The following is a 20,150-nucleotide window of genomic DNA, read 5'->3' on the forward strand; positions in this document are numbered from 1 at the left end:
CCGCCCACCCGGCCCGGTCATGAATGCCGCCGACATCCCCGTCAGAACGAGCGAAGGAGAACCGGACCCATGCCAATGGACGCCGTGAGCGTATGGCCGCTGACCGGGCTGCGCCTGGTGACACAGAGCCTTGAGCTGCACTTCCCATCAAATGAGGACCTGCTGTCGCTGGCGGCCATCGCGGCCGGCGGAATCCACGATCCGGCGGTGCAGCCGTTCACCGCCGCCTGGACCGATCAGAACCCAGCGCAGATAGCCCTGGGAAACCTGCAGTTCCACTGGGCCAGGTGGGCATCGTGGACGGCCGAGGATTGGTCGCTGGGCTTCGTCGCCAAGCTGGACGGGAACGTAATCGGAACACAGTCAATTTCGGCAAAGCAATTCGCGGTGCTCCGCGAGGTGCGTAGCGGGTCATACCTGGGCCGGGCCTTCCAGGGCCGGGGTTTGGGGACGGAAATGCGCGCGGCGGTCCTTCACCTGGCCTTCGCCGGGCTGGGCGCGCACTACGCCGTGTCGTCGGCGTACACGGACAACGCGGCGTCGTTGGGGGTATCGCGACGACTCGGCTACCAGAATGACGGCATCGAACGTCACGTCGTACGCGGCCGACCCGCCGTTTCGCAGCGGTTGCGCCTCAGCCGGGACGATTGGGAGCGCTACCGAAACCTTCCGGTGGAGATCTACGGGCTTGAGGCATGCCTACCTCCGATGGGCCTGACTGACGATGGAGTGCCGAAGGATGACGAGCGCCTCGTGCCTTGACCTATCCAGTTCTTGAATTCGCACGATCTATCTCGTCAGTCGATCTTCCCTGCCGGTGGAGGACGCACGCCCCGCGTCCCTCGAGAGCCGAGACGAGGGGGTTCCCGGGCAGCGAACCGCTCCGGAACGGGTGTCGCTGGCCGCGGGATGGTTCCCGTCTAGCCGCAGGGGTGAGGGGCATGTCGTGGGGGCGCCGAGACTGCACCACGGTAGGATGTACCAGTTATGGCCAGGCAGGCCATGGTGATCGATTTTTATGGAAAGATCATCCAGAAGGGGATTCTAATGCTGTCGGCTGAGATCCGCGAGCGCTGGCTTCGCTTTTTCGAGCAGCGTGGTCACACGGTAGTCGAGTCGGCATCGCTCATTGCCGACGATCCGACGCTCCTGCTGATCAACGCCGGCATGGCCCCGTTCAAGCCCTATTTTCTGGGTGAGGTACCGGCACCGTACGCGCGGGCAACCAGCGTGCAGAAGTGCGTGCGGACGACGGACATCGAAGAAGTCGGCAAAACGACCAGGCATGGCTCGTTTTTCCAGATGTGCGGAAACTTCTCGTTTGGCGACTACTTCAAAGAAGAGGCAATTCCCCTCGCCTGGGAACTTCTGACCTCTTCGGTCGAGGACGGCGGCTACGGTCTCGATCCGGAGCGGCTGTGGATCACGGTCTACCTCACAGACGACGAGGCCGCGGACATCTGGCACAACGTCGTCGGTGTTCCGAAGGAGCGCATCCAGCGACTCGGCATGGAGGAGAACTTCTGGTCGATGGGCGTTCCTGGCCCGTGTGGACCGTGCTCCGAAATCAACTACGACCGCGGCCCGGCCTTCGGGCCCGAGGGAGGGCCGGCTGCGGACGTCGCAGGCGACCGGTACCTCGAAATCTGGAACCTCGTATTCATGCAAAACCTCCGAGGCGAAGGGCCCGCCAAGAAGGACTATCCGATCATCGGCGACCTCCCGATGAGGAACATCGACACGGGTCTGGGGCTCGAACGCCTGGCGACGCTGTTGCAGGGCGTCGACAACCTCTACGAGATCGACACCGCGCGGCCGATCCTCAACCGCGCAGCCGAGCTGACCGGGACCCAGTACGGTGCCGACCAGCACAACGACGTCGCGCTTCGTGTCGTTGCCGACCACGTCCGTACGGCCGTGATGCTGATCTCGGACGGTGTCACACCTGGGAACGAAGGCCGCGGGTACGTGTTGCGCCGGATGCTGCGCCGCGCCATCCGCAATCTTCGCCTGCTCGGCGCCGAGGACCCCACTATCCACGAGCTGGTCAAGACGACCATCGCCGTCATGGGCCCCCAGTACGGGGAGCTGGTGACCGACAGCGCACGCATCGACAAGGTCGCGGTCGCTGAGGAGTCTTCGTTCCTGCAGACGTTGCGGAGCGGCACCGCGATGTTCGACGTCGCCGCAGAGGAGACCAAGTCGGCCGGCGGGACAGTGTTGTCCGGAGACAAGGTGTTCCAGCTCCATGACACCTTCGGTTTCCCGGTGGACGTCACGCTGGAGATGGCTGCCGAACAGGGACTCACGGTCGACGAGGACGGGTTCCGTCGTCTCATGAAGGAGCAGCGGGAACGGGCCAAGGCTGACGCCCGGTCGAAGAAGACCGGTTACGTCGACGTCTCGGAATACCGTGCACTACTTGGGGAGGCCGGGGACTCCTCGTTCACCGGCTACGTCGACACGTCATCGGAGGGGACGGTTCGCGGTCTCCTTCGCGGCGGCTCACCTGTGCCAGCGGTGGTCGAGGGCCAGGAGGTCGAGATCGTCCTCGATCGCACGCCCTTCTATGCGGAAGGCGGTGGTCAGCTCGCGGACCACGGCGTCATCCAGCTTGGCAACGGCGCGCTAATCGAGGTCAACGACGTCCAGTCGCCGATCACCGGACTGATCGTCCACCGGGGCCGTGTCGTAAGTGGCGAGGTGTCGGTCGGCGCGCAAGCGCTTTCCAAGATCGACATCGAGCGGCGACAGGCGATCTCACGTGCCCACACCGCGACCCACCTGGTCCACAAGGCGTTCCGTGAGGCACTCGGTGAAAGCGCTGCCCAGGCCGGGAGCGAGAACTCACCGGGTCGGTTCCGGTTCGACTTCACCACGCCCGGTGCTGTCGCGCCATCGGTGCTCGCCGACGTCGAGCAGCGGGTCAACGAAGTCCTCATCGAAGACCTGGAAGTGCGCGCCGAGATCATGGGGATCAAGCAGGCGCGTGAGATCGGCGCGACGGCGATGTTCGGCGAGAAGTACGGCGAACAGGTGCGAGTGGTGTCCGTCGGAGACTTCTCCAAGGAGCTGTGCGGCGGCACCCACACCCGCAGGTCGGGTCAGCTCGGCGTCGTCAAGCTCCTGAGCACGGCGTCTATTGGTTCAGGCGTGCGTCGAGTTGAGGCTCTGGTCGGTGCCGATGCCTACCGTTACCTCGCGCTCGAGCACACGCTGATCTCGCAGCTCTCGGACGCGCTCAAGGTCCGGAGCGACGAACTGCCGGAAAAGGTGCAGTCGATCGTCGCCCGCCTCAAGGAGGTCGAGAAGGAGCTACAGGGGCTGCGTGCTGCTCAGATTCTGATCGTCGCCGGCGAACTGGCTGCTGCGCCAACCAACGTGAACGGCGTCGCGGTCGTAACCCACCACGTGCCGGAGGCGGAAAACGCTGACGACCTCCGAACGCTCGCACTCGATGTTCGCGGCCGCATCACGGGCCGCCCTGTTGTCGTCGCCGTCAGCGGCATCTCCTCCGGTCGCCCTGTCGTCGCGGTCACGGTCAACGACGCGGCCCGGGACCTCGGCATCAAGGCAGGCCAACTCGCCCGTCAGGCCGCGGCGATCCTCGGTGGTGGCGGCGGCGGAAAGGACGACATCGCGCAGGGCGGCGGAACCAACCCGCTGGCCGTGCCGGAGGCCCTTGTCGCGATCGAGCAGTCCGTGAGCGAGGCAGCAAACAGGTAGTGCGCGCGCGGGCCCCTCGTCGAGGGGCCCGCTGGACTTTCCGGCGTGATCAGCGCTTGTACAGCAGGCACTACCCTCGTCCACGTGACGGGGAGTTACAGATCGCCCGGCAGCTCATGATCACCAGTGATGCTTCGCTCCGCGAGGAGACGCCGAGACGGTTGAAATGCATGTGCTGCAGGTCGACTGCAATATCGATCAAGGTTCTGTGCAGCAGTCCCTGCTCCGATGCGGCGCGGAGCCGATCGCCGGCTGCGGCGAGTGCAGCAGTGTGAGGTCTTCCGGCCGTCAAGGCCCGCGTGGCGGACAGGGCGGTGGGCCACCGCTTGGTGAACGACGGCACCTGCTTGTCGGCCGACTGCGCGAGCTCTCGTTCGGTGATCGACATCTCGTTGGCGATCCTGGCGAACCGACGACTGTAGAGGACGTCGACCTCTCCGTCGGTGAGTCCCAGGCTCGACAGAAACCCCCACGCCGATGCGGCCGCAATGACCGGGTCTCGTAAGACGGCGGGGACCAGTTCGAGAGCGGCGATGCTGTCGTGCATGAAGACGTCATGGGCGATCTCCAGCCCATCGGGGCCGCCGTAGCGTTCGGCCTCCGGCTCGTAGTCTGCGGTCACGACAATCGCCGCGGTGTTTTCGGTACCGAATCTTATCGCTTCCAGCCTGGAGCGCAGCTCAGCGAACGCCGAAGCCGTGCACTGCATTCGCAGGCGCACATGTGTTCCTGGGGTGTCCGTGTCTGGCCGGGATGAACTACCCGTGCCGACGTCACGTTCGGCCTCGTCGGAGTAGCGCATGAAGAACCAACGGTCCACCGCTGAGGAAACGGGATCCGCGCTGATTGCGGCCGCTGACTCCTCAAGGAGTTCCGCTTCGCAGTCCTCGTCGAGGTAGATCTTGAGGTACCACCAGCGCCGTTCGTTGCGGTCAGCGATTTCCTGGTCCCCACTTCTCCAGTTCGCTTGCCACGAAGAGCGCGTCGAGGTCTCGGGGCTCGGTCAACGCTGCAAGCAACGGCTCGGGCAGGCCCCCTTCAGGCTCCTGAACGCCGTCGGGGGTGGCCCGCATGACCCGCGCAGTGTGGCGGGTGCAGTCCATGGACAGGTAGGCATAGGGCGGACACAGGCCGGTCATTAGATCATGTATCCCCGTTGCCGTCACCACAGTCCGGAGATCGGCCTCGATACCGTCGCGCTGGGTGAGTGACAGTTCGTCCTGCCCGAAGTCTACCCACCAGCTCGACGGCGCCGGAGCCGCGCCGCTCGCGTTCGGCGGGAGGTAGAGGTCCAGGCGCCATTTCAGACGCCATTCGCGCCAGCGTGACCTAGCCGCGTCGTTCGATTTATGGAGCAGGTCATGGACAAGTTGTTCAGTTATGTAACGGGTTGCGTACTGGCCGGCGGCCTCGGGGTCACTGCCGAGTAGGTTCAGGTCAGCGAAGGCCGGGATGCCGACCGCTGGGTCGTGGTGCCACTGCTGATAGCCGTCGAACGGCATCCGCATGGCGACGAATGGGACCGTCTGCCGGCGCGCAGCCCAGGATTCGCCGTCGCGCTCCAGGACGTCGCCCGGGTCGAGGTGCGTGCTGGTGACGCCCGGCACCGCATGGGCAAGGTCGGCTAGGAACCGTCTCGGAGACACCGGGAAGCCGTAGACGTTCTGCCATGCGGCTTTGTCGAATCTGATGCCGCCGGCGCTGGGGACCACCATCTGGGCCTGCGTGAGTCTCACGGTCTCGAACAGCCAGTCGTACGCACCGGCATCGAGCGTCTTGGAGCCGAGGCCGTCCCGCAGCTCGTATTGCAGGATGGGGCTGTACTGCGCGAGCAGGCAGTCGATCGTGCCCACGTGCTCCCGAAGGGTGCTGATGATCTCCTTGTCGATGACAGTGTCGATCAGGCTCCACAGGGTGGAGACGCCGTCTCGGACGACGAGCCCCAGCTCGGGCCAGCTCACGCACGACGGCGTCGCTATGATCTCGAGCTGCCCGGCTCGGGCCCTGGCCCACGGCACCAGGGGCCGCGTTCTCGTAAACCCCAGTTCGGAGAGCGCATGTTCGATCAGCGGCTCGCAGGCGGGGTGGAATACGACCGTGTCTCGATCAAGGGATGACAGGGTCCGTATGTCAAAGTGGTCGAAGTGTCGGTGGCTGATCACCAGGCAATTAATCGGTGGCAGCTTCGACAGGTCGATGGCGCGTTCGGGGTAGGAATGGCTCACACCGCTCTCGAAGGGGTCGAATGCGACGGGGTCTGTGAGGATCGTGCCGGCTGCGGTTTCGATGAGGAACGACGCGTGGCCCAGCGCTGTGATCTTGATGGCTGACCTCCCGGGTGAACGGAGGATAAGTGCAGATTCGGTCTAGGCGGCCACGGAGCAGGCGTCGTCTGACTCGAACTCGTAGACGGAGACGTGGTGCGTGCTTTGAGAGTTGAAGGGCTCGCGCTGCCAGCCTCCGAAGCGATCGCGAAGCCGCAGGCCCGCCAGCTGGCACATGAGGTCGAGCTCCGAGGGCCAGATGTATCGAAGATCCACCGGTCGGAGTTCGGTGCCGTCGGCGGAGATCCTGATGGACTGCGTCCGAATGACCTGTCGGACCGCGTCGTGCTTGGAGGTAAGGAGCCACACCTCGTCGTCGAGCAGGTGCTCAGTGCGCGTGGCCTGACTGCCGGTGTAGTGCTGGAACTCCGGCACGAACGCTTCGATGACGAGCAGACCACCGGGGCGCAGGTGGGTGGAGGCGTTGCGGACGCACTGCACCTGCTGTCGTTGCTCCAAGACCATGAACAGGGTGTTGAAGGCCAGGTAGACCACCGCGAAGTCGCCCGGGATCCTGTCGTTGACCATGTCTGCGAGCGACGTTGTGACCCGGTCGCCTCCAGGCCGCTCGCTCAGGTGGGTCAGCATCGCCGGCGACACGTCGACGCCGTGGACTTTCGTCCCCAGTGCCGCCAGCGGGATGGCGATTCGCCCGGTACCGACTCCGAGTTCCAGCGCGGCATTCTTTCCGGCCAGGGAGTGGAGGTGTTCTGCTGCGGCCTGAGCGTAGTCGTCAATGGGGTTGCGGCGGTCGTAGACCCCGGCCCACTGCTGCCCGTACTGTGCCGGATCCTTCATGTGTCACCTCGCCGTTCGGCGGCGGCGACCGGTTGTCGCTGCCAAGATGGTGTGTGCTCGTCGGGTCATCGGAGGAAAGGGGCATCGATGCCGGGTCAGGACCTCGGCAGGTCGCCCCGCCGACCCGCACCCGAGGGTTGGACGCACGACGATCTCCACTCGATGACGTTCACGGCCGCCGGCCGGCGACTCACTCTCTCCGAGCTCCTGGTCCAAGCTGCCGCCGCCATCGAGCGCGAGGCAGGGGCCGTTGACGCTGACACCGCGCGACTGATTGATGCGCTGCTGGGAGGCGGTGTTCCCGCGTTGCGGGCGGCCACCGGCGAGCTGGTCTGGCTGCAGTACGGAGTCACGTTCCCGCCCTCCTCCCGCGGCCGGGTCTACAGGGCGGTGCTGGACACGGCGGGGGATCTGCTCAGCGGAGGCGGCGCCGAAGAGTTTTTCTTCATGCACAAGCCCCCCGGCTTGCGCTTGAGATTCCAGGTCCACGTCGATCGGCGTCGCGCGCTCGACGAGCTGATCCGTGAGCGGCTTCTCGCCTGGCGAGAAGCCGACATGGTCACCGCCTGGGCCCCGGCGGTCTACGAGCCGGAAAGCCATCTGTTCGGCGGCCCCGTGTCGATGCGGAGCGTGCACCGCATCTTCACCGCCGACTCGCTCGCCTGGCTCAACTTCCACTGCCAGAGCCATGCGGTCGGCCCGTCGTGGGCGCTGTCGCTGCTCATGATCCGCGCGCTGTTCGACGGCCTGGGGATCTCCGGCTGGGAAGATCTCGACGTGTGGGACCGGCTGCGCTGGCAGGCAGGACGACGCCTTGACGGCGAGGTGCTCGCAGAGGCCGGGAAGCAGCTGGGCCCGAGCATCCACGGTACGTGGAACGACACGACACGGCTGCTGTCGTTGCTGGAGCCGGAGTCCCGCGGAATCGTCGAGACATATCAGGCAGCGGTAGCCGACGTGTGTCGCGGCTGGCAGGCTGAGTACTTCACGAGACCTAGCGCACATGTCGGGCCGCGAGAGGCCGCCGTATTCGTGATCGTCTTCCACTGGAATCGCGCCGATCTGTCCGCTGCGCGTCAAGCAGCTATCGCCGAAGTCCTCGCAGCCCGTCCGGGCACGCCTGCCCACATCTCGGCGCCTCATTGATCGCCGTCTCCGCTGCTGACCCACGTGCTGAGGGCTTCTGCGAGCGCGAGCTCCTGAACGAGGCCGACGGGGAGCGACGAGACCAGCCAGTGGAACTGGAGCCACACCGACTCCGGGAAGAAGAACCTGTCGTCGTCGGCGGACAGCCCAATCCGCAGGCCTGCCCCGGGCCGGGTACTGAGGGCCGCCCGGGCGAAGTCAGCCGCCTCCCTGACCTGCTCGACGCGCCGGGCTCGGACATCTGACGGCGTCGCGGTACTCGAACACTCCAGGTATTGGGAGAGGTATTTGAAGCCGTGGTCGCACAGCCTGCCCTTCTGCTCGCCGTCGAGCTCGAGTGCGTCAACGAGACGGATGAAGCACCCCGCTGCGAGCAGAGGTGCCGCGGTGCCGTCGGGGAACGCCGCGATGAGTGTGTCCGCCGCGTCGACGAGTTCCCGGCACAGCCGCATGCCGTCCGGGGCGAGCCGCTGGTTGAGCGGAGTGTGGCAGTGAAGGTCGAGCGGACTGTCATGGATCGAGACCTCGACCCGCTTGTCGTGGCCATCGTGATAGCGCCGATACCAGGTGTCCAAGCTGGATTCGCCGCCGACGATGAGATCGAGGAACGGACCGCCAGCCAGCGTATGCGTGTCGTCGCTGTGGTTCGAGATCTCGTCGAAGTAGGTGAATCGTGGCGCTTGCAGACGCTCCCGCGTGTAGCGCTCGCCGGCCTGGCTTCGTCGCGCCTGCGCGTGCGCCGCCTCCGTGGCGGCGTCGCCAGCGTCGACCAGGTACGCCCCGCCTGGAACGCTCCGTCCGAGCGCTACGAGATACTGGAACGAGTCGCGATCGCCGAGATACCCGAACCCCCGTACGGGCCGGACTCGCACCCTGACATAGCGCGGATAGCAGGACGGGATCATAGGTTCTCGACGCGCGTGTCTTCACTGTCGACGTAGTACTTCGACGCCCGCCATTCGCGGTCCGCCTCGTAGCCGAGCCTGACTCGCAGCGGTGTCACAGGCTGGCCGAATCGGTCGAGAAGCGACGCCCTGTACTCCTCGTCGAGCGCGAACAGGCGTCGTTGCAGAGGTGTCGGCGACTCGACTATCGCCGTGGGCAAGAACAGTTCGTAGTCGACCAGCATCGTCGTGTCCGCGAGCGGGGCGTAGCTCCACACGTACATGTAGCGGATCTCGTCGGTGGTGTTCTCGAAGGTGCAGTGCCAGATGAACCCGTTGCGGATGAGCAGGTCTCCGGCCCCGAGAGGCAGAGAAATCTCGTCGGGATGCCTGGTCTGGCACGATCGCCAGTGGGTCGCCTGGCCGCGGCCCGCGTTGATCAATTCCTTGACGGTGTCTCTCGTCGGGCGGTTCTGGCTGCCGGGTATGAGGCGCAGGCATCCGTTCTCCGGACTCGTTGGGGTCAGGTACCACGAGACCTCGACCCGACTGCCCAGGGACCGCTGCGGCTCCTGGTAGTCGGTATGCCAGTTGATCAGCGCCTTAATCCCCGGCGTGCGGTTAGCCCAGTTGGCCATCAGCACGCGGAAGTCCGGGCCGCCGAAGATCTCCGTCACGGCCTCGACCAGCGCGGGGCGCTCCAACAGGGCGAGGGTGCGCGCGTGGGAGTCGGCGACCGTGTATCGCGGGTCCAGACGTGAGAGCCGGACCCCGTCGGCATTGGAGAGGTCGACGTTGTTCATCGCGAGGCCCATCAGGTGGTCGCGATCATCGTCGTCGAACGGACACGGCACGACGACGTACCCATGCTCGTGGTAGTGCTTGAGCTGCTCGTCAGTCAGCATGATCGTCCCTTCGAGTCGGATGATATGAGGCATTGGAAGACGGCGGACGCGACACCTGACGGCGAGTCGACGACTTCTCGCCCCGGCTGGGGGAAGCGCTCCTCGACCAGCATCGTGCTGGATCCTCTGCGGACCGCCTGGTCAACCAGCCGGAGGAAGACGTCGGTCCCGAAGGGCGTATCGAAGTCAACGAACGTCGGCCGAGTGTCGCCGGCTGTGTAGACGAAAACCTCGGTCGGCAGTCCGGCGTCGCTGCGTATGGAATGGAGGGCGACGTGCCTCCGAGCGCCTGTCGCGTTCCGGCAGGGAGAGAACGTCTCGATGGGAATCGCCCATCGCTGCGGCGACAGCACCAAGCGGCCGACGGAGGTCCGAGGCATCCTCCCGCCTCGGAGCGCTTCCGAGGCCAGCCACCGCGGCGCCGTGATCACCGGCTCGGCAGCGAGGGCGAGGAACCGCAGGAAGTGCAACCTGCGGCTGAAGCTCGGGCTGAGCGGGCTCGACCAGGAGAACACAACCTCGGGGCCTTCATGGCCTCGGGTGATGACGAGCCGCTGCCTGGCGGAGTCCAGGCGAACGCTCAGTTCGCCGTACCTGATCAGCATCTCCGCAGGCATCGCAGGAGCCGGCTCGGACAGTGCCAACATGGGGCGTCCGTCCACGGCGACACGCGACAAGTTCTGCAACCGGGGCACTGCGTGGGACGCGAGGATCCCCGCCGAGACAACCGAAGTCGAACTGCCCGGCTCCCGGCCGTCGAGACAGTAGCGCTCGGCGGCAGCCCGCGCGTCCGGCCCTAGGCCGCTGACGGCGCGGAGATGCCGCGCGACCAGACGGCCGGAGAACGTCGCGGACTCGACGAAGACGTCCAGATGCCCGTCGTCGCTTCGACCGAGTCGGCAGACGGCGTCCATCACCGACTGGCACTGGCCGAGCACTGCGATGTCGTCGATATCAACTGGCTCGATGTCGAAGCTCGCCCGCCCGGACGCGGCGGCTTCCAGCAGCGAATTGTAGAACGCGCTGTACACAGCGTCGTCGAACGAAGGCTCCGGCCACACCAGATCGCTGTCCGGATGTATCGGCGAGTCTCCGGGATCGAGCAGGAATGACAGCGTCCGGTCAACGACGGTCCAGTCGTCGACGAGCATGGACTCCAGGCTCACCGGACGATCTTCGCCGTATTTTGCGCGGAAGAAGTCGATGAACGCGTGCCGCTTCCGATATGTGGGCGTCATCGGGTAGACCAGCGCCCCGAGGGCGAAGTACTGCTCCACCGCCTGTCGCACGCCTGCGAGATCATCACTTGATATGTCGCCTTGCACGCGGCGATAGGTGTCCACCGACACGCTCGCGCTGGCGATCTTGTCTGGTCCGATCGTCGCGGTGCTGAGTCGCCTGACAGCGGACAGCGCCGTGGCGACTGTCCCCACGGCGCTGTCGGTGATCGGCCGCGGGTACGCGTAGGACCGCCAGAAGCGTTCAGTCTCTCCGACCTGGATTGTCAGATCAGTGATGCTCTCGCTGGCTGCGTCGGCGACGGCTTCAGCCAAGGTGGTCCACGGATCGCCGTCGGCTGGGGTCACCAGGTCCTCTCGCATGAGGATCTGTTCGGCTACCAGCTTGCGCACGACGTCAGCAGCAGGGCCGGCGACGGCGTCGGAGTGCCGTGAGTCTGGATCTAGGATACTGGCAAGCACCTCGACCGCGGCCTGTGGCAGACGTATCCTTGCCAGGCTCTCGTGGACGTAAGAACCCTCGAGCCTCGATCGCCAGATCCGCAGTTGCTGGCCGTCGAGGATGGCGCTGACGTTGAGGTGCAGCCTGCGCTTGCCGTCGACGAGATACCGATCCAGCGGGCGCAGCTTCCGGATGAGCTCGTTGGCTAGCTCCTGATTCGGCAGGGCCGTTAGGTACGGCGTGGCGCCGACCCGAAGTCGGGTCTCATCTCCGCCGTGCAGAAGGAGCACGCCGGTGTCGGCAACGAACGCCAGCGGACAGCTCTTGTACACGCTGCGTGCCAGTAGGGCCCACAGTGTGCGAGCTAGCCGTCGTCGATCCTTCTGGAGGAGGTCGCCGTATGCGGATTTCGAGATCGTGGCGGTGAAGTCGGAACTGGCGTTCGCAATGATCAACTGGACCTGGGGGTCGTCGATCCTTTGGAACGCCGTCTGCTGAAGCTCCTGCTCGCAGGCATGGATCGTCTCGTGGAGCCGAGCGTCCAGAGCTGCCCGGCGCCTGGAGGCGTCGATCAGATTCCGGAATGCGCGGTGAGCAGCATCGTCGGATAGGAGAAGCCGGGGCGTTCCTCCGGCGGAGGTCCGGGCGATTGCTCGCTTCATCCAGGTCCGCAGACTCGCCCAATCCTGGGGCGAAAACGCGGAAGCGTGGACACCAAGGGTCCATTCGGCGTCCGCTTCGTCTGCGGCAAGGCGGCGCCTGTCTTCCATCAAGACCAGAACTTCTTCCGGCCAACGCAGTTCCGACAGCCACTCCGGGCGGCCTGCGGACAGCCTCAGGAACACCACCTCGGAGAGCCGTAGCTTGGTCCCCACGATCCGGCCACCCCCTTCCAGGTGCGGAAAATGACCCTCGGCCCCTGCGCGCAGGGGCCGAGGCCATGGCTCGGAACTAGTGGCAGGCCGTCGTTCCGGCCGCCTTGGTGTCGCGCCCGACCTTGTCGAACCGGGCGAGCACCTCCTCGACCTCCCAGTCGCCGACCTGCGAGGTGCTGGTGGTGTCCTGTGCTTCGGGCGTTACCTCGAGCTCGAGTGCGGTGTCCGCCATAACTCCTCCTTCGTCGAAGTGGTGCCGTGCGTACCGAGTCATTCCGACTCGTGTACCGAGCCCGGCGATCCCCGCCTTGGGCCGTCGTGGTGCGGACGGCATCACCAACGATTCGTAGCTGTTGGTGATCAATCGCGGGCTTTCGGTAGTATCAGTAGCCTGCGTTGTTACACTGTGGCACGCAAGTGCAACTGACAGATAGTTTGCGAAGCCTTTACCTTTTCCGGTGTCAGCCACCTCTCGGGCGGGCATGAGCAGACGGAGTGTAGTCGTGCCAATCAGCTCACGGGTCACGCAGAGGCAACTTGGTACGCGGCTACGCGCTTACCGAACGGAAGCCGGCTTGAGTATGCCGCAGGTAGCGGACGAACTGGGCTGGAACAAGGCGAAGGTCTCCCGGATCGAGCTGGCGAGGACGGGAATCACCCAGCGCGATCTGTTCTTGCTCATGGACCTGTACGACGTGCCTCAGGAGGGCCGCGAAGAGCTACGCCAGATGGCCCATGGTGGGCGAAGCGAACGATGGTGGCTGGCATACGGCGACTTTCTGACTCCGGCCTATGCCGACCAGATTGCCTGGGAGCACGAGGCCCGGCAGATGCTCGAGTACCAGCCCCTGCTGATGCCCAGCCTGGTCCAGACCCCCGAATACGCGCGCTCCGTCACCCTGGGGGGTGCCACGGTCCACGACCCTGACCAAGCCGACGCGCTGGTGGCGATCCGTCTGCGCCGCCAACAGCGGCTTTTCGCCGAGGAGGAGGAACCCCTGAGGCTCACTGCGATCATCACGGAGGCCGCGCTCATGTTCCGGTTCTGCGGCGTGGCCGTGCTCCGAGACCAGATGCAGCACCTCATTGACCTGGCCGTGAGACCGAACGTCACGATACTGGCCATTCCGTTCTCCGCCAAGCAGCGAGGAGCCTACGCCGGCGGCATGATCTGGTACGACTTCCCGAAACCCTCAAGCACTGCGATCGCCTTCCTGGAAACCGTCGGCACGAGCCTAATTCGAGACGGCGATCTTGAACTGCGGCGTGTCGGGCGAATCTTTGATCACCTTCGGGCCGCGGCCATGCCGCCGTCTGAGTCGGTCGAACTCATCGCGAGCAGGATGGAGAAGCTGAGTTGAGCAAGGAAGAGCTCTATGCCGCGTACGAGCTGCTGGAAAGCAGCCTCAAGTTCCAAAAGTCCACCTACAGCAGCGACACGGGGAGTTGTGTTGAGGTCGCCGACCTCCCCGACGGCGCGAAAGCACTACGAGACTCGGTATGCCCAAACCGACCAGCCCTGGTCTTCAGCGCTGACGAATGGGTGGCATTCGTCCACGGGGTCGCAGACGGTCAGTTCGACTAAGGATGGGCTCGGGTGGTGCGACGGAGCGGGCGGGCTGGTGGTTCGGGCCTGTCGAGCCGCCACGCACGCCAAGCGGACAGCACGCAGATCCGCAACCATCAGCACCATCGAACTCCTCATCGCAGACACCACCGGGCCCTTCTTGGAAATCGGCGCCGGCAACGGGGCATTGACCCGGCCGCTGGCCCGACTCGGACGGCAGGGCGGGCTGCCCGTGCGAGCATCGGCGTTGTCCCAAGATCGCGCGAGCGTGCGGGTGACCACTTCGTCGGCACGACCGGGAAGCAGTTGTCGAAATGCGAACGTGCCGTCCATCGCCATGGACCAGGACGCGTCCAGGGGTCCCGGTCATAGCACCGTACGCAACCTCACGTGCCGCGGTCCGCGAGCTTCACGCCGCAGCCGGCTCGCCGTATCTGGAGGCGCACATCGCCACACCACTCGAAGTCTGTGCGGGCCGCGACGTTAAGGGCCTGTACGCCGCCCAGACCGCGGGGCGCCTCACCGGCCTGACCGGCGTCGACGACCCCTACGAGATCCCCATCGAACCGGACCTGCGCACCCCTACGCACGAGCAGACAGTCAGCGAATCTGCGGACGCGCTGGTCGGATTGCTTGTTGAGCGCGGCTTCGCGTGACGATGATCACCATCGTGAACCTGAGCTATTGCTCGCGCAGAACGCGGCGCATCTTGCCGGTTGAGCGTTCCAGACTCTCTGGGGGGATGACGTTTTCGGTGCGCAGCACGATCTCCTCGATCTGGCTGGGAACGAGGTTGACTCCGCGCAGGATGATCATGTCGTCGCTGCGGCCAGTGACCTTTTTAATCCGGCGGAAGGCTGGTCGGGCGGTACCGGGAAGGACGCCGGTGCAGTAGCGGATGACCGCATCGCCTCCTTGGTAAGTGAGGTGAGGACCAGCTCGCCGTGTTTGCCGTCGGGCAGAGTTCTGCCGTGGTCGGGTCCATGATCTCGGGGTAGAAGCGATCGGGCTACCCCAGTAGTTCGCACAGTCGTGCGGCAACGTTCGCTGCATCGCCGGCATGATGGATCGTTGCGATCCCCAGCGCCTCCGCCGGGGGAAGGTTCGCTTCATGGTCGTCCACGAACACGCAGTCAGGGCCGGCGAGCCCGAGCAGCTCTAGCGTGCGCTCGTAGATCTGCGGAGCTGGCTTGCGGACTCCCTCGGTTTCCGACAGCACCACCACGTCGAAGAGGCCAAGCACGCCAAGCTCAGCGTATACATTGAACGGCTCAAGACCGAAGCTGTTGGACAACAGGGCGGTCTTCACCCCAGCTGCGCGGGCCTTCTCCGCTGCGGCCACCATGGCTGGCTCCACTGTCAGGTTTGCCAGCGCCCGGCGCATCAAGTCGGTCGGATCGATGCTGAGGAGTCGGCCGATCACCTGGTTCCAGTACTCCTGGGTAACGTCGCCGACTTCTAGTGCCGCGTACACGGCGACGCCTTCGGGGTGTTCGTTTAGCGCGTGGAAATACGCACCGGGCTCCAGCCCTTCCGAGCGCTCGAATGCCTCACCGTTACGGCGCATCGGCGTGGTCAAAACGCCGCCGAAGTCGAGTATGAGCCCGCGCTGTGCCACGATCGCAAACCCCAGTCTGAAGGTACGGTTGGAAACTCAAGTATCGCCCAGGTGGCCCGGAGGCGAGTTACGCTGAGGGCAGACACTGGTCCCGCCACGAAGAGGTCTGATGATGGCACCGCCGAGAGAGTTCACCGTCGGCGAGCGAATCGCCTACTTCCGCTTGAGAACTGGCCTGTCGCAGAAGGCGCTGGGTGAGCTGGTTGGTCGCACTGAAAACTGGATGTACAAGGTCGAGGCCGGCCTGATCCCGGTTGACAGCGTGAAGATGCTCATCTCGCTGGCCACTGCCTTGCATGTGGACCTGGCGGATCTGACCGGGGGGTTCTTGCAGGGGGGCGGTGGCTCGTTGACTGAACATCCGCAAGTTCCTGCAGTCCGACGGATCCTTAGCCTGCCCACATCGCTGCTCGGGCAGTTCGGGACCGCTATGGAGACCGGGGATTACATCACGGCGGTTGCGGGGGCCCGCGCCGTCTATGACACCAAGCGGATGCGGTATAGCGAGGTCGGTACGCAGCTGCCTGCGCTGCTCGAAAACGGTTACGCCACGCTGCGAGCCGCCGGCGATGATGTCGATCAGCTTGAGGCCATTCGAGGCCTGATCTCGCTATACAGCCTGATGGAGGTGTGGTTGCGCCGTGTCGGGCAATTCGATCTCGCCCGGCAGGCGGCTGATCGAGGCATGTTGCTGGCCGATGAGACGGGGGATCCGGAGTTCCGGGCAGCGGCTGCCTGGAAGATCGCGTGCGCCTTGACATCGTCGGGATTGGTCGACGACAGCCTGGACCTGGTACAGAGGATGATCGCCCACTGTGAGCCGGGTGAGGGAGCCTCGCAGGGGCACATCGCGGCGTTCGGTGCACTGCATCTGCAAGGTGCGGTGGCGGCGGTCCGTTTCAACAAGGCACCGCTCGGGTGGGATTTGCTACGCCGGGCAGAGCGGGTCGCCCGTCGACTCGATGGCGAGGCCAACCTGTGGAATACGTGCTTTGGTATCACGAATGTCGCGATGCACAGCGTCCATCTCGCAGCAGAGGAGGGCAACGCCGCTGAAGCGCTGCGCTTCGCCGACGATGTTGTGATCGGCGAGGGTCAGCCGTTGGAGCGGGTGGCACGCTACTGGCTGGAGATCGTCAACTGCAATCGGATCGTCAACGACGACTACGGCACAGTCCACATGCTTGGGAAGGTGAAGGATCTGTCTCCCGAGGAGATCTACTACTCGCCTCTGGCGCGCCAGGCCGTCTTGGACCTCATGGGGCGCGAGAAGCCCACGTGGGGCCCTGACCTGCGTGCTATCGCCAGACATATGGAGATCGTTCAGTAACCGTTTCGCTACTGCCTGATTTCAGCTCAGGTCAGTACCCTGAATTTAAATCAGGGTACTGACCCCTGAATCGGATTCAGGGGCCGCGGCCCAGATCGCCTCTACCGTCGATGATGTGACGGACACTACTGCCAGCACTCAGTTTGGAACTCTCCGCGTAGAGCGGGATCTGCGACGCGCGATTCACCACACCGAAGCTGGCCGCGTTGCCCTCCCCATTCTCGTCTCCTTCGCTAGCGACGCGCCGGCGATCGATGCTGAGCTGATCCTTCCCGGCGGCGACGCCGAAACCATGTGTAACGAGATCAACGCGCTCCTGCACGGCGGGACCGCCGAAGCGGCGACCGGCTCCAGGCGTGCAACGGGCACGCGTAGCAGGCGAGCCTCTCTGCAGGACACAACCTTCGACGCCCCAGGCGCGTAGGGGGTGACCGGGGATGGCCACCGCTTTGCTCGAAGCCCCGCGACCGCTATTCGTCGATTTCGCGGTCCCGACCAAGCGTGCCGAGTCCGTCCCGCTGAGCAGGCGTATCGCCAGGACGACCCTCAGCCTCTGGGGAATCGACCTTAAACACGCCGTCATCGATGACACCATCGTGGTCCTCTCCGAACTGGTCACCAACGCGCACCGGCATGCCTCATGTTCTGGAGATGCCGAGGTTCGCATCGACCTAACCGCGGAGTCACTGCTTCGGATCGCCGTTCACGACCACCACCCTGACAAGCCGAAGGCGTTGGCGGCGCCATACGACGATGACAGCGGGGGTTGGGGGCTGTTCGTGGTCAAACAGCTAGTCGAGCGTTCAGGCGGCACCATCGTCATCCCCCTCGACGAGAACGGCCATGGCAAGACCATCTGTGTGGAGATCCCCCTGGTTGCTGAGGCTTTCCTGACGTCATCAACAACCGGGTCGGTCGAGGCGCTGGCAGTCCGATGAGCTCGACGACTTCTGTTCTGGGCCCTGCGTCGCACAGCAACGCGCGCTATAAGCGGATCAGCCTGCGTGGATGGCAGCCGAGCCTACGGTCGGCGTCCGAGGATCGCGGGCGCGGGCAGGAACGTTGCGACTCGACACCCGAGCTGCGGTCTGGTTAGCGGTAATCACCGAAGCTGCACTCCCAGCGGCCCGGCCTGCCGCGCATCGCCCCCCGGTGCGCGATGTGAGCCCCGAGGCCGGGTCGTCGACCACACGAATGCTGATTTGCGAATCTCTTGAGGAAGGGCGCGCGATCCTGTGAACGTCTCCGAGCTAAAGGCATTCACAGTCAAGGTAATGATCATGCCCACCGACGCCGGCAAACACCTAGCCGCACCTGCTGGTCCTGACGGGCTACGAGCCGAGGAGATCTGTGGGGTCTGTTGTGACGCAGCGGAACCCTGTGTCGTCGTCGAGCATGGCGAGGTTGGCGTCATTGAACGCCGACGGCAGAGCTCGGCTGAATGGGCTGGTGAACGCCGAGCCTTTCAGCTCATAGCGGTCGGTGGTAGTGGATGTCGAGCACCATTCCCACGTGTTTCCGCACAGGTCATAGACGCCGTATGGGCTGACACCGCTGTGATACCGGGTTACAGGCGTGGTGTGCCTGATCTGGGATTCCCGGACGTTGCACTTGAACGGAGTTGCCTGGTCGCCCCAGGGGTAGAGGGCGCCTCGGGCGCCGCGAGCCGACTTCTCCCATTGGTGTGCGGTCGGGAGTTGTTTTCCGGCCCAGGTGGCGTAGTCGCTGGCGTCGTGCCAAGTGACGAACACGACGGGGTGGTCAGCGAGCTGCTCCGGGAACCGGCCGTCGGTCCAGTGTGCTGGCAGCGTGCGGCCGGTGGCGGTGGTGAATCGTTCGTAGTCAGCGTTGGTGACCGGATGGATGTCGATCCAGAATGCCGAGAGCCATACGGGCTGTGCGGTGGATCCGGCCAAGAACACTCCCTGCTCGATGAGTGTCATTGGCCGACCGTCGAGATGGTGCCGGCGGACTGGGCGTTCTGCGGTTGCGGCGATCAGATCGGTATCGGCGTCGTCATAAACGATCGAGTTCATGCCCATAGTCGCTTGGATGAACCGGCGTCGCGTGTCGGGCTGGGCTTGGGCAAGCAGGGTGTCCAGGGCCTGCTGATTGACGGGGCGGGGCGTGATGTCAGCTCCGCCGGCAACCCACTTGCCGATCATGCGGTTAGAAATGCCCATCTGGTGAGCCATGCCCTCGTAAGTCAAGCGTGCAGCCTGCATAAGCGCCCGGACTTCTATCCCGGTCCAGCGATTGACCGCGACCACGCGACGACCCTCCCGATGACAGCGCGAACGCGAATCATCGTACTGTCACCGCGGAGTCGCGGACGGCGATCAGATTTGGTCGGGTTCGATGGCCAGGTACTTCTCGGACAGCTCGGCGAGCAGCGGGTGGCTGGTGTCGAACTGGTGGCCGTCGATCGCCCCGATCGGGCGAACACCGTAGGAGACGTTTGTGGCGAACGCAGCCTGCATCCCGTGGATCTCGGCTGCGTTGACTCGGGCGCTCACCGACGGCTGGTGGAGGCGGGCGATCAGAGCTGCGGTGATGCCAGGCAGCACATTCCCGGAGGGCCAGATGATCTGATCGGCGTCGATGAAGGCAACGTTCCAGGTCACGCCTTCGGTGACATCACCGTTTGTCTCGGTGAACAAGGCGTCGTCGAATCCAGCCTGCTGGGCTACGCGCCTCTGGTAGAGCGAGGCCATCAAGCCGGCATGTTTGACATGCGGAAGCTCCCTGCTGAAAGCCACAGTGGCCACTTTCAGTGCTGGCAGCGGGAGGGTCGCTGCAGGCCGGGTGGTCACCAGAACGTCGGGGTTGGCCTTGGCGCCAGTACGGCCCATCTCCAGCCCGGGGTCGAAGACGGTGACTCGAACCGTTGTCGGGGTTTGGAGCTGTTCCACCGCCTGGGCGACAAGCGTACGGACGTTCTCGGTGTCGAGTTGGGTTCCGAACACTGTCATGCAGTCCCGCGCCAGGCGCTGCATATGCAGGTCCCAACCGCGGACGCGGCAGCCAGCTTCAATGCGCATGGACGTGAAGTGCGCGTAGTTCACCAGCGCCAAGGATTTCAGGTCTTCGCCGTCTATCGGCGATCCGTTGAGCTCAGCCACGTTGGCAGTCTTACACGGGGCGCAGGATGCGGCGAAGAGCCAATCTTCACAAGTTCCGTGGAAGTTCCGTGCTGGGGCCATGGCGGTGCGTTCACTGGCACGCGGTTCAGCGGGATCGTTGGAGCGGACACGGAAGGTGACCAAGTGGACCGTAAGCGTCAGTCAATGCGGCGAG

The 20,150-nt window shown here is 64.8% G+C and carries 17 protein-coding genes and 2 pseudogenes; 8 read left to right on the plus strand and 11 right to left on the minus strand.

What is annotated here, in order from left to right:
- The first annotated feature begins 69 nt into the window (after positions 1-69).
- Positions 70-762, plus strand: a complete 693-nt coding sequence (locus IZR01_RS10420; protein WP_228559167.1) for a GNAT family N-acetyltransferase — start codon at positions 70-72, stop codon at positions 760-762.
- 285 nt (positions 763-1,047) lie between these two features.
- Positions 1,048-3,726 carry an alanine--tRNA ligase gene (alaS, locus tag IZR01_RS10425; RefSeq protein ID WP_194892110.1) on the plus strand — a complete coding sequence of 893 codons (2,679 nt, stop codon included), beginning with the start codon at positions 1,048-1,050 and terminating at the stop codon, positions 3,724-3,726.
- Between the two features lie 70 nt (positions 3,727-3,796).
- Here alaS and IZR01_RS10430 read toward each other — a convergent pair whose 3' ends face one another.
- From IZR01_RS10430 to IZR01_RS10440, 3 genes are read right to left on the minus strand one after another with little or no spacing between them, the layout of a single operon-like run.
- On the minus strand, positions 3,797-4,666 hold the full coding sequence (locus IZR01_RS10430; RefSeq protein WP_323746136.1) for a thiopeptide-type bacteriocin biosynthesis protein: 870 nt from the start codon (positions 4,664-4,666) through the stop codon (positions 3,797-3,799).
- Positions 4,659-6,077 (minus strand): MBL fold metallo-hydrolase, encoded by a 1,419-nt coding sequence (locus tag IZR01_RS10435; protein ID WP_323746138.1) that lies wholly within the window; start codon positions 6,075-6,077, stop codon positions 4,659-4,661. Before IZR01_RS10435 ends, IZR01_RS10430 begins: the two co-directional genes overlap by 8 nt.
- Before the next feature lie 15 nt (positions 6,078-6,092).
- A complete protein-coding gene (locus IZR01_RS10440; protein ID WP_194892059.1) occupies positions 6,093-6,848 on the minus strand; it encodes a class I SAM-dependent methyltransferase in 756 nt (251 codons plus the stop codon).
- A 162-nt stretch (positions 6,849-7,010) separates the two neighbouring features.
- On the opposite strand from IZR01_RS10440, the gene IZR01_RS10445 reads away from it, so the two are divergent.
- The gene (locus IZR01_RS10445; protein ID WP_194892060.1) at positions 7,011-7,994 is read left to right on the plus strand and encodes a thiopeptide-type bacteriocin biosynthesis protein; all 984 of its coding nucleotides are present in this window, start codon (positions 7,011-7,013) and stop codon (positions 7,992-7,994) included.
- On the opposite strand, the gene IZR01_RS10450 is transcribed toward IZR01_RS10445, so the two are convergent.
- From IZR01_RS10450 to IZR01_RS10465, 4 genes are all read right to left on the minus strand, one after another.
- On the minus strand, positions 7,988-8,866 hold the full coding sequence (locus IZR01_RS10450; protein ID WP_194892061.1) for a hypothetical protein: 879 nt from the start codon (positions 8,864-8,866) through the stop codon (positions 7,988-7,990). The two genes, IZR01_RS10445 and IZR01_RS10450, sit on opposite strands and share 7 nt — an antisense overlap.
- 29 nt (positions 8,867-8,895) lie before the next feature.
- Complete coding sequence (locus IZR01_RS10455; RefSeq protein WP_194892062.1) at positions 8,896-9,783, minus strand: phytanoyl-CoA dioxygenase family protein; 888 nt, start codon at positions 9,781-9,783, stop codon at positions 8,896-8,898.
- The gene (locus IZR01_RS10460; RefSeq protein ID WP_194892063.1) at positions 9,777-12,338 is read right to left on the minus strand and encodes a lantibiotic dehydratase family protein; all 2,562 of its coding nucleotides are present in this window, start codon (positions 12,336-12,338) and stop codon (positions 9,777-9,779) included. Before IZR01_RS10460 ends, IZR01_RS10455 begins: the two co-directional genes overlap by 7 nt.
- Positions 12,339-12,414: 76 nt before the next feature.
- The gene (locus IZR01_RS10465; protein WP_194892064.1) at positions 12,415-12,570 is read right to left on the minus strand and encodes a hypothetical protein; all 156 of its coding nucleotides are present in this window, start codon (positions 12,568-12,570) and stop codon (positions 12,415-12,417) included.
- 250 nt (positions 12,571-12,820) lie between these two features.
- Between IZR01_RS10465 and IZR01_RS10470 the strand changes: the two genes are divergently transcribed.
- The 3 genes and pseudogenes from IZR01_RS10470 to IZR01_RS10480 form a co-directional block, all read left to right on the plus strand.
- Entirely contained in the window at positions 12,821-13,699 is an 879-nt protein-coding gene (locus tag IZR01_RS10470; protein WP_228553947.1) for a helix-turn-helix domain-containing protein, read from the plus strand.
- Positions 13,696-13,923 (plus strand): DUF397 domain-containing protein, encoded by a 228-nt coding sequence (locus tag IZR01_RS10475; RefSeq protein WP_228553948.1) that lies wholly within the window; start codon positions 13,696-13,698, stop codon positions 13,921-13,923. The genes IZR01_RS10470 and IZR01_RS10475 overlap by 4 nt, the downstream gene beginning before the upstream one ends.
- Positions 13,924-14,264: 341 nt before the next feature.
- A pseudogene (locus tag IZR01_RS10480) lies at positions 14,265-14,561 on the plus strand (adenylyl-sulfate kinase); the annotation flags it as partial.
- 82 nt (positions 14,562-14,643) lie between these two features.
- On the opposite strand, the pseudogene IZR01_RS54150 reads toward IZR01_RS10480, so the two are convergent.
- Both IZR01_RS54150 and IZR01_RS53120 read right to left on the minus strand, forming a co-directional pair.
- Positions 14,644-14,911: pseudogene (locus IZR01_RS54150) on the minus strand (phenylacetate--CoA ligase); the annotation flags it as partial.
- A gap of 3 nt (positions 14,912-14,914) precedes the next feature.
- Positions 14,915-15,523, minus strand: coding sequence for an HAD-IA family hydrolase (locus tag IZR01_RS53120; RefSeq protein ID WP_323746133.1), 609 nt, complete (start codon positions 15,521-15,523; stop codon positions 14,915-14,917).
- 109 nt (positions 15,524-15,632) lie between these two features.
- Here IZR01_RS53120 and IZR01_RS10495 point away from each other — a divergent pair, with 109 nt between their 5' ends.
- Complete coding sequence (locus IZR01_RS10495) at positions 15,633-16,853, plus strand: helix-turn-helix domain-containing protein (RefSeq protein WP_228553949.1); 1,221 nt, start codon at positions 15,633-15,635, stop codon at positions 16,851-16,853.
- Between the two features lie 437 nt (positions 16,854-17,290).
- Entirely contained in the window at positions 17,291-17,791 is a 501-nt protein-coding gene (locus IZR01_RS10500; protein WP_194892067.1) for an ATP-binding protein, read from the plus strand.
- A gap of 393 nt (positions 17,792-18,184) precedes the next feature.
- Here IZR01_RS10500 and IZR01_RS10505 read toward each other — a convergent pair whose 3' ends face one another.
- On the minus strand, positions 18,185-19,123 hold the full coding sequence (locus IZR01_RS10505; RefSeq protein WP_323746134.1) for an SUMF1/EgtB/PvdO family nonheme iron enzyme: 939 nt from the start codon (positions 19,121-19,123) through the stop codon (positions 18,185-18,187).
- A 69-nt stretch (positions 19,124-19,192) separates the two neighbouring features.
- Positions 19,193-19,975: an aminotransferase class IV gene (locus tag IZR01_RS10510; RefSeq protein ID WP_194892068.1), complete on the minus strand. Its 783-nt coding sequence runs from the start codon at positions 19,973-19,975 to the stop codon at positions 19,193-19,195.
- Positions 19,976-20,150 lie beyond the last annotated feature (175 nt).

Source organism: Catenulispora pinisilvae (genome assembly GCF_015356865.1).
GTDB classification, from domain to species: domain Bacteria; phylum Actinomycetota; class Actinomycetes; order Streptomycetales; family Catenulisporaceae; genus Catenulispora; species Catenulispora pinisilvae.

Coding starts and splice junctions, on each gene's coding strand:
- IZR01_RS10420 (WP_228559167.1), top strand. CDS start 70: ATGCCAATGGACGCCGTGAGCGTATGGCCGCTGACCGGGCTGCGCCTG.
- alaS (WP_194892110.1), top strand. CDS start 1,048: ATGCTGTCGGCTGAGATCCGCGAGCGCTGGCTTCGCTTTTTCGAGCAG.
- IZR01_RS10440 (WP_194892059.1), bottom strand. CDS start 6,848: ATGAAGGATCCGGCACAGTACGGGCAGCAGTGGGCCGGGGTCTACGAC.
- IZR01_RS10445 (WP_194892060.1), top strand. CDS start 7,011: ATGACGTTCACGGCCGCCGGCCGGCGACTCACTCTCTCCGAGCTCCTG.
- IZR01_RS10455 (WP_194892062.1), bottom strand. CDS start 9,783: ATGCTGACTGACGAGCAGCTCAAGCACTACCACGAGCATGGGTACGTC.
- IZR01_RS10465 (WP_194892064.1), bottom strand. CDS start 12,570: ATGGCGGACACCGCACTCGAGCTCGAGGTAACGCCCGAAGCACAGGAC.
- IZR01_RS10470 (WP_228553947.1), top strand. CDS start 12,821: ATGAGCAGACGGAGTGTAGTCGTGCCAATCAGCTCACGGGTCACGCAG.
- IZR01_RS10495 (WP_228553949.1), top strand. CDS start 15,633: ATGATGGCACCGCCGAGAGAGTTCACCGTCGGCGAGCGAATCGCCTAC.
- IZR01_RS10500 (WP_194892067.1), top strand. CDS start 17,291: ATGGCCACCGCTTTGCTCGAAGCCCCGCGACCGCTATTCGTCGATTTC.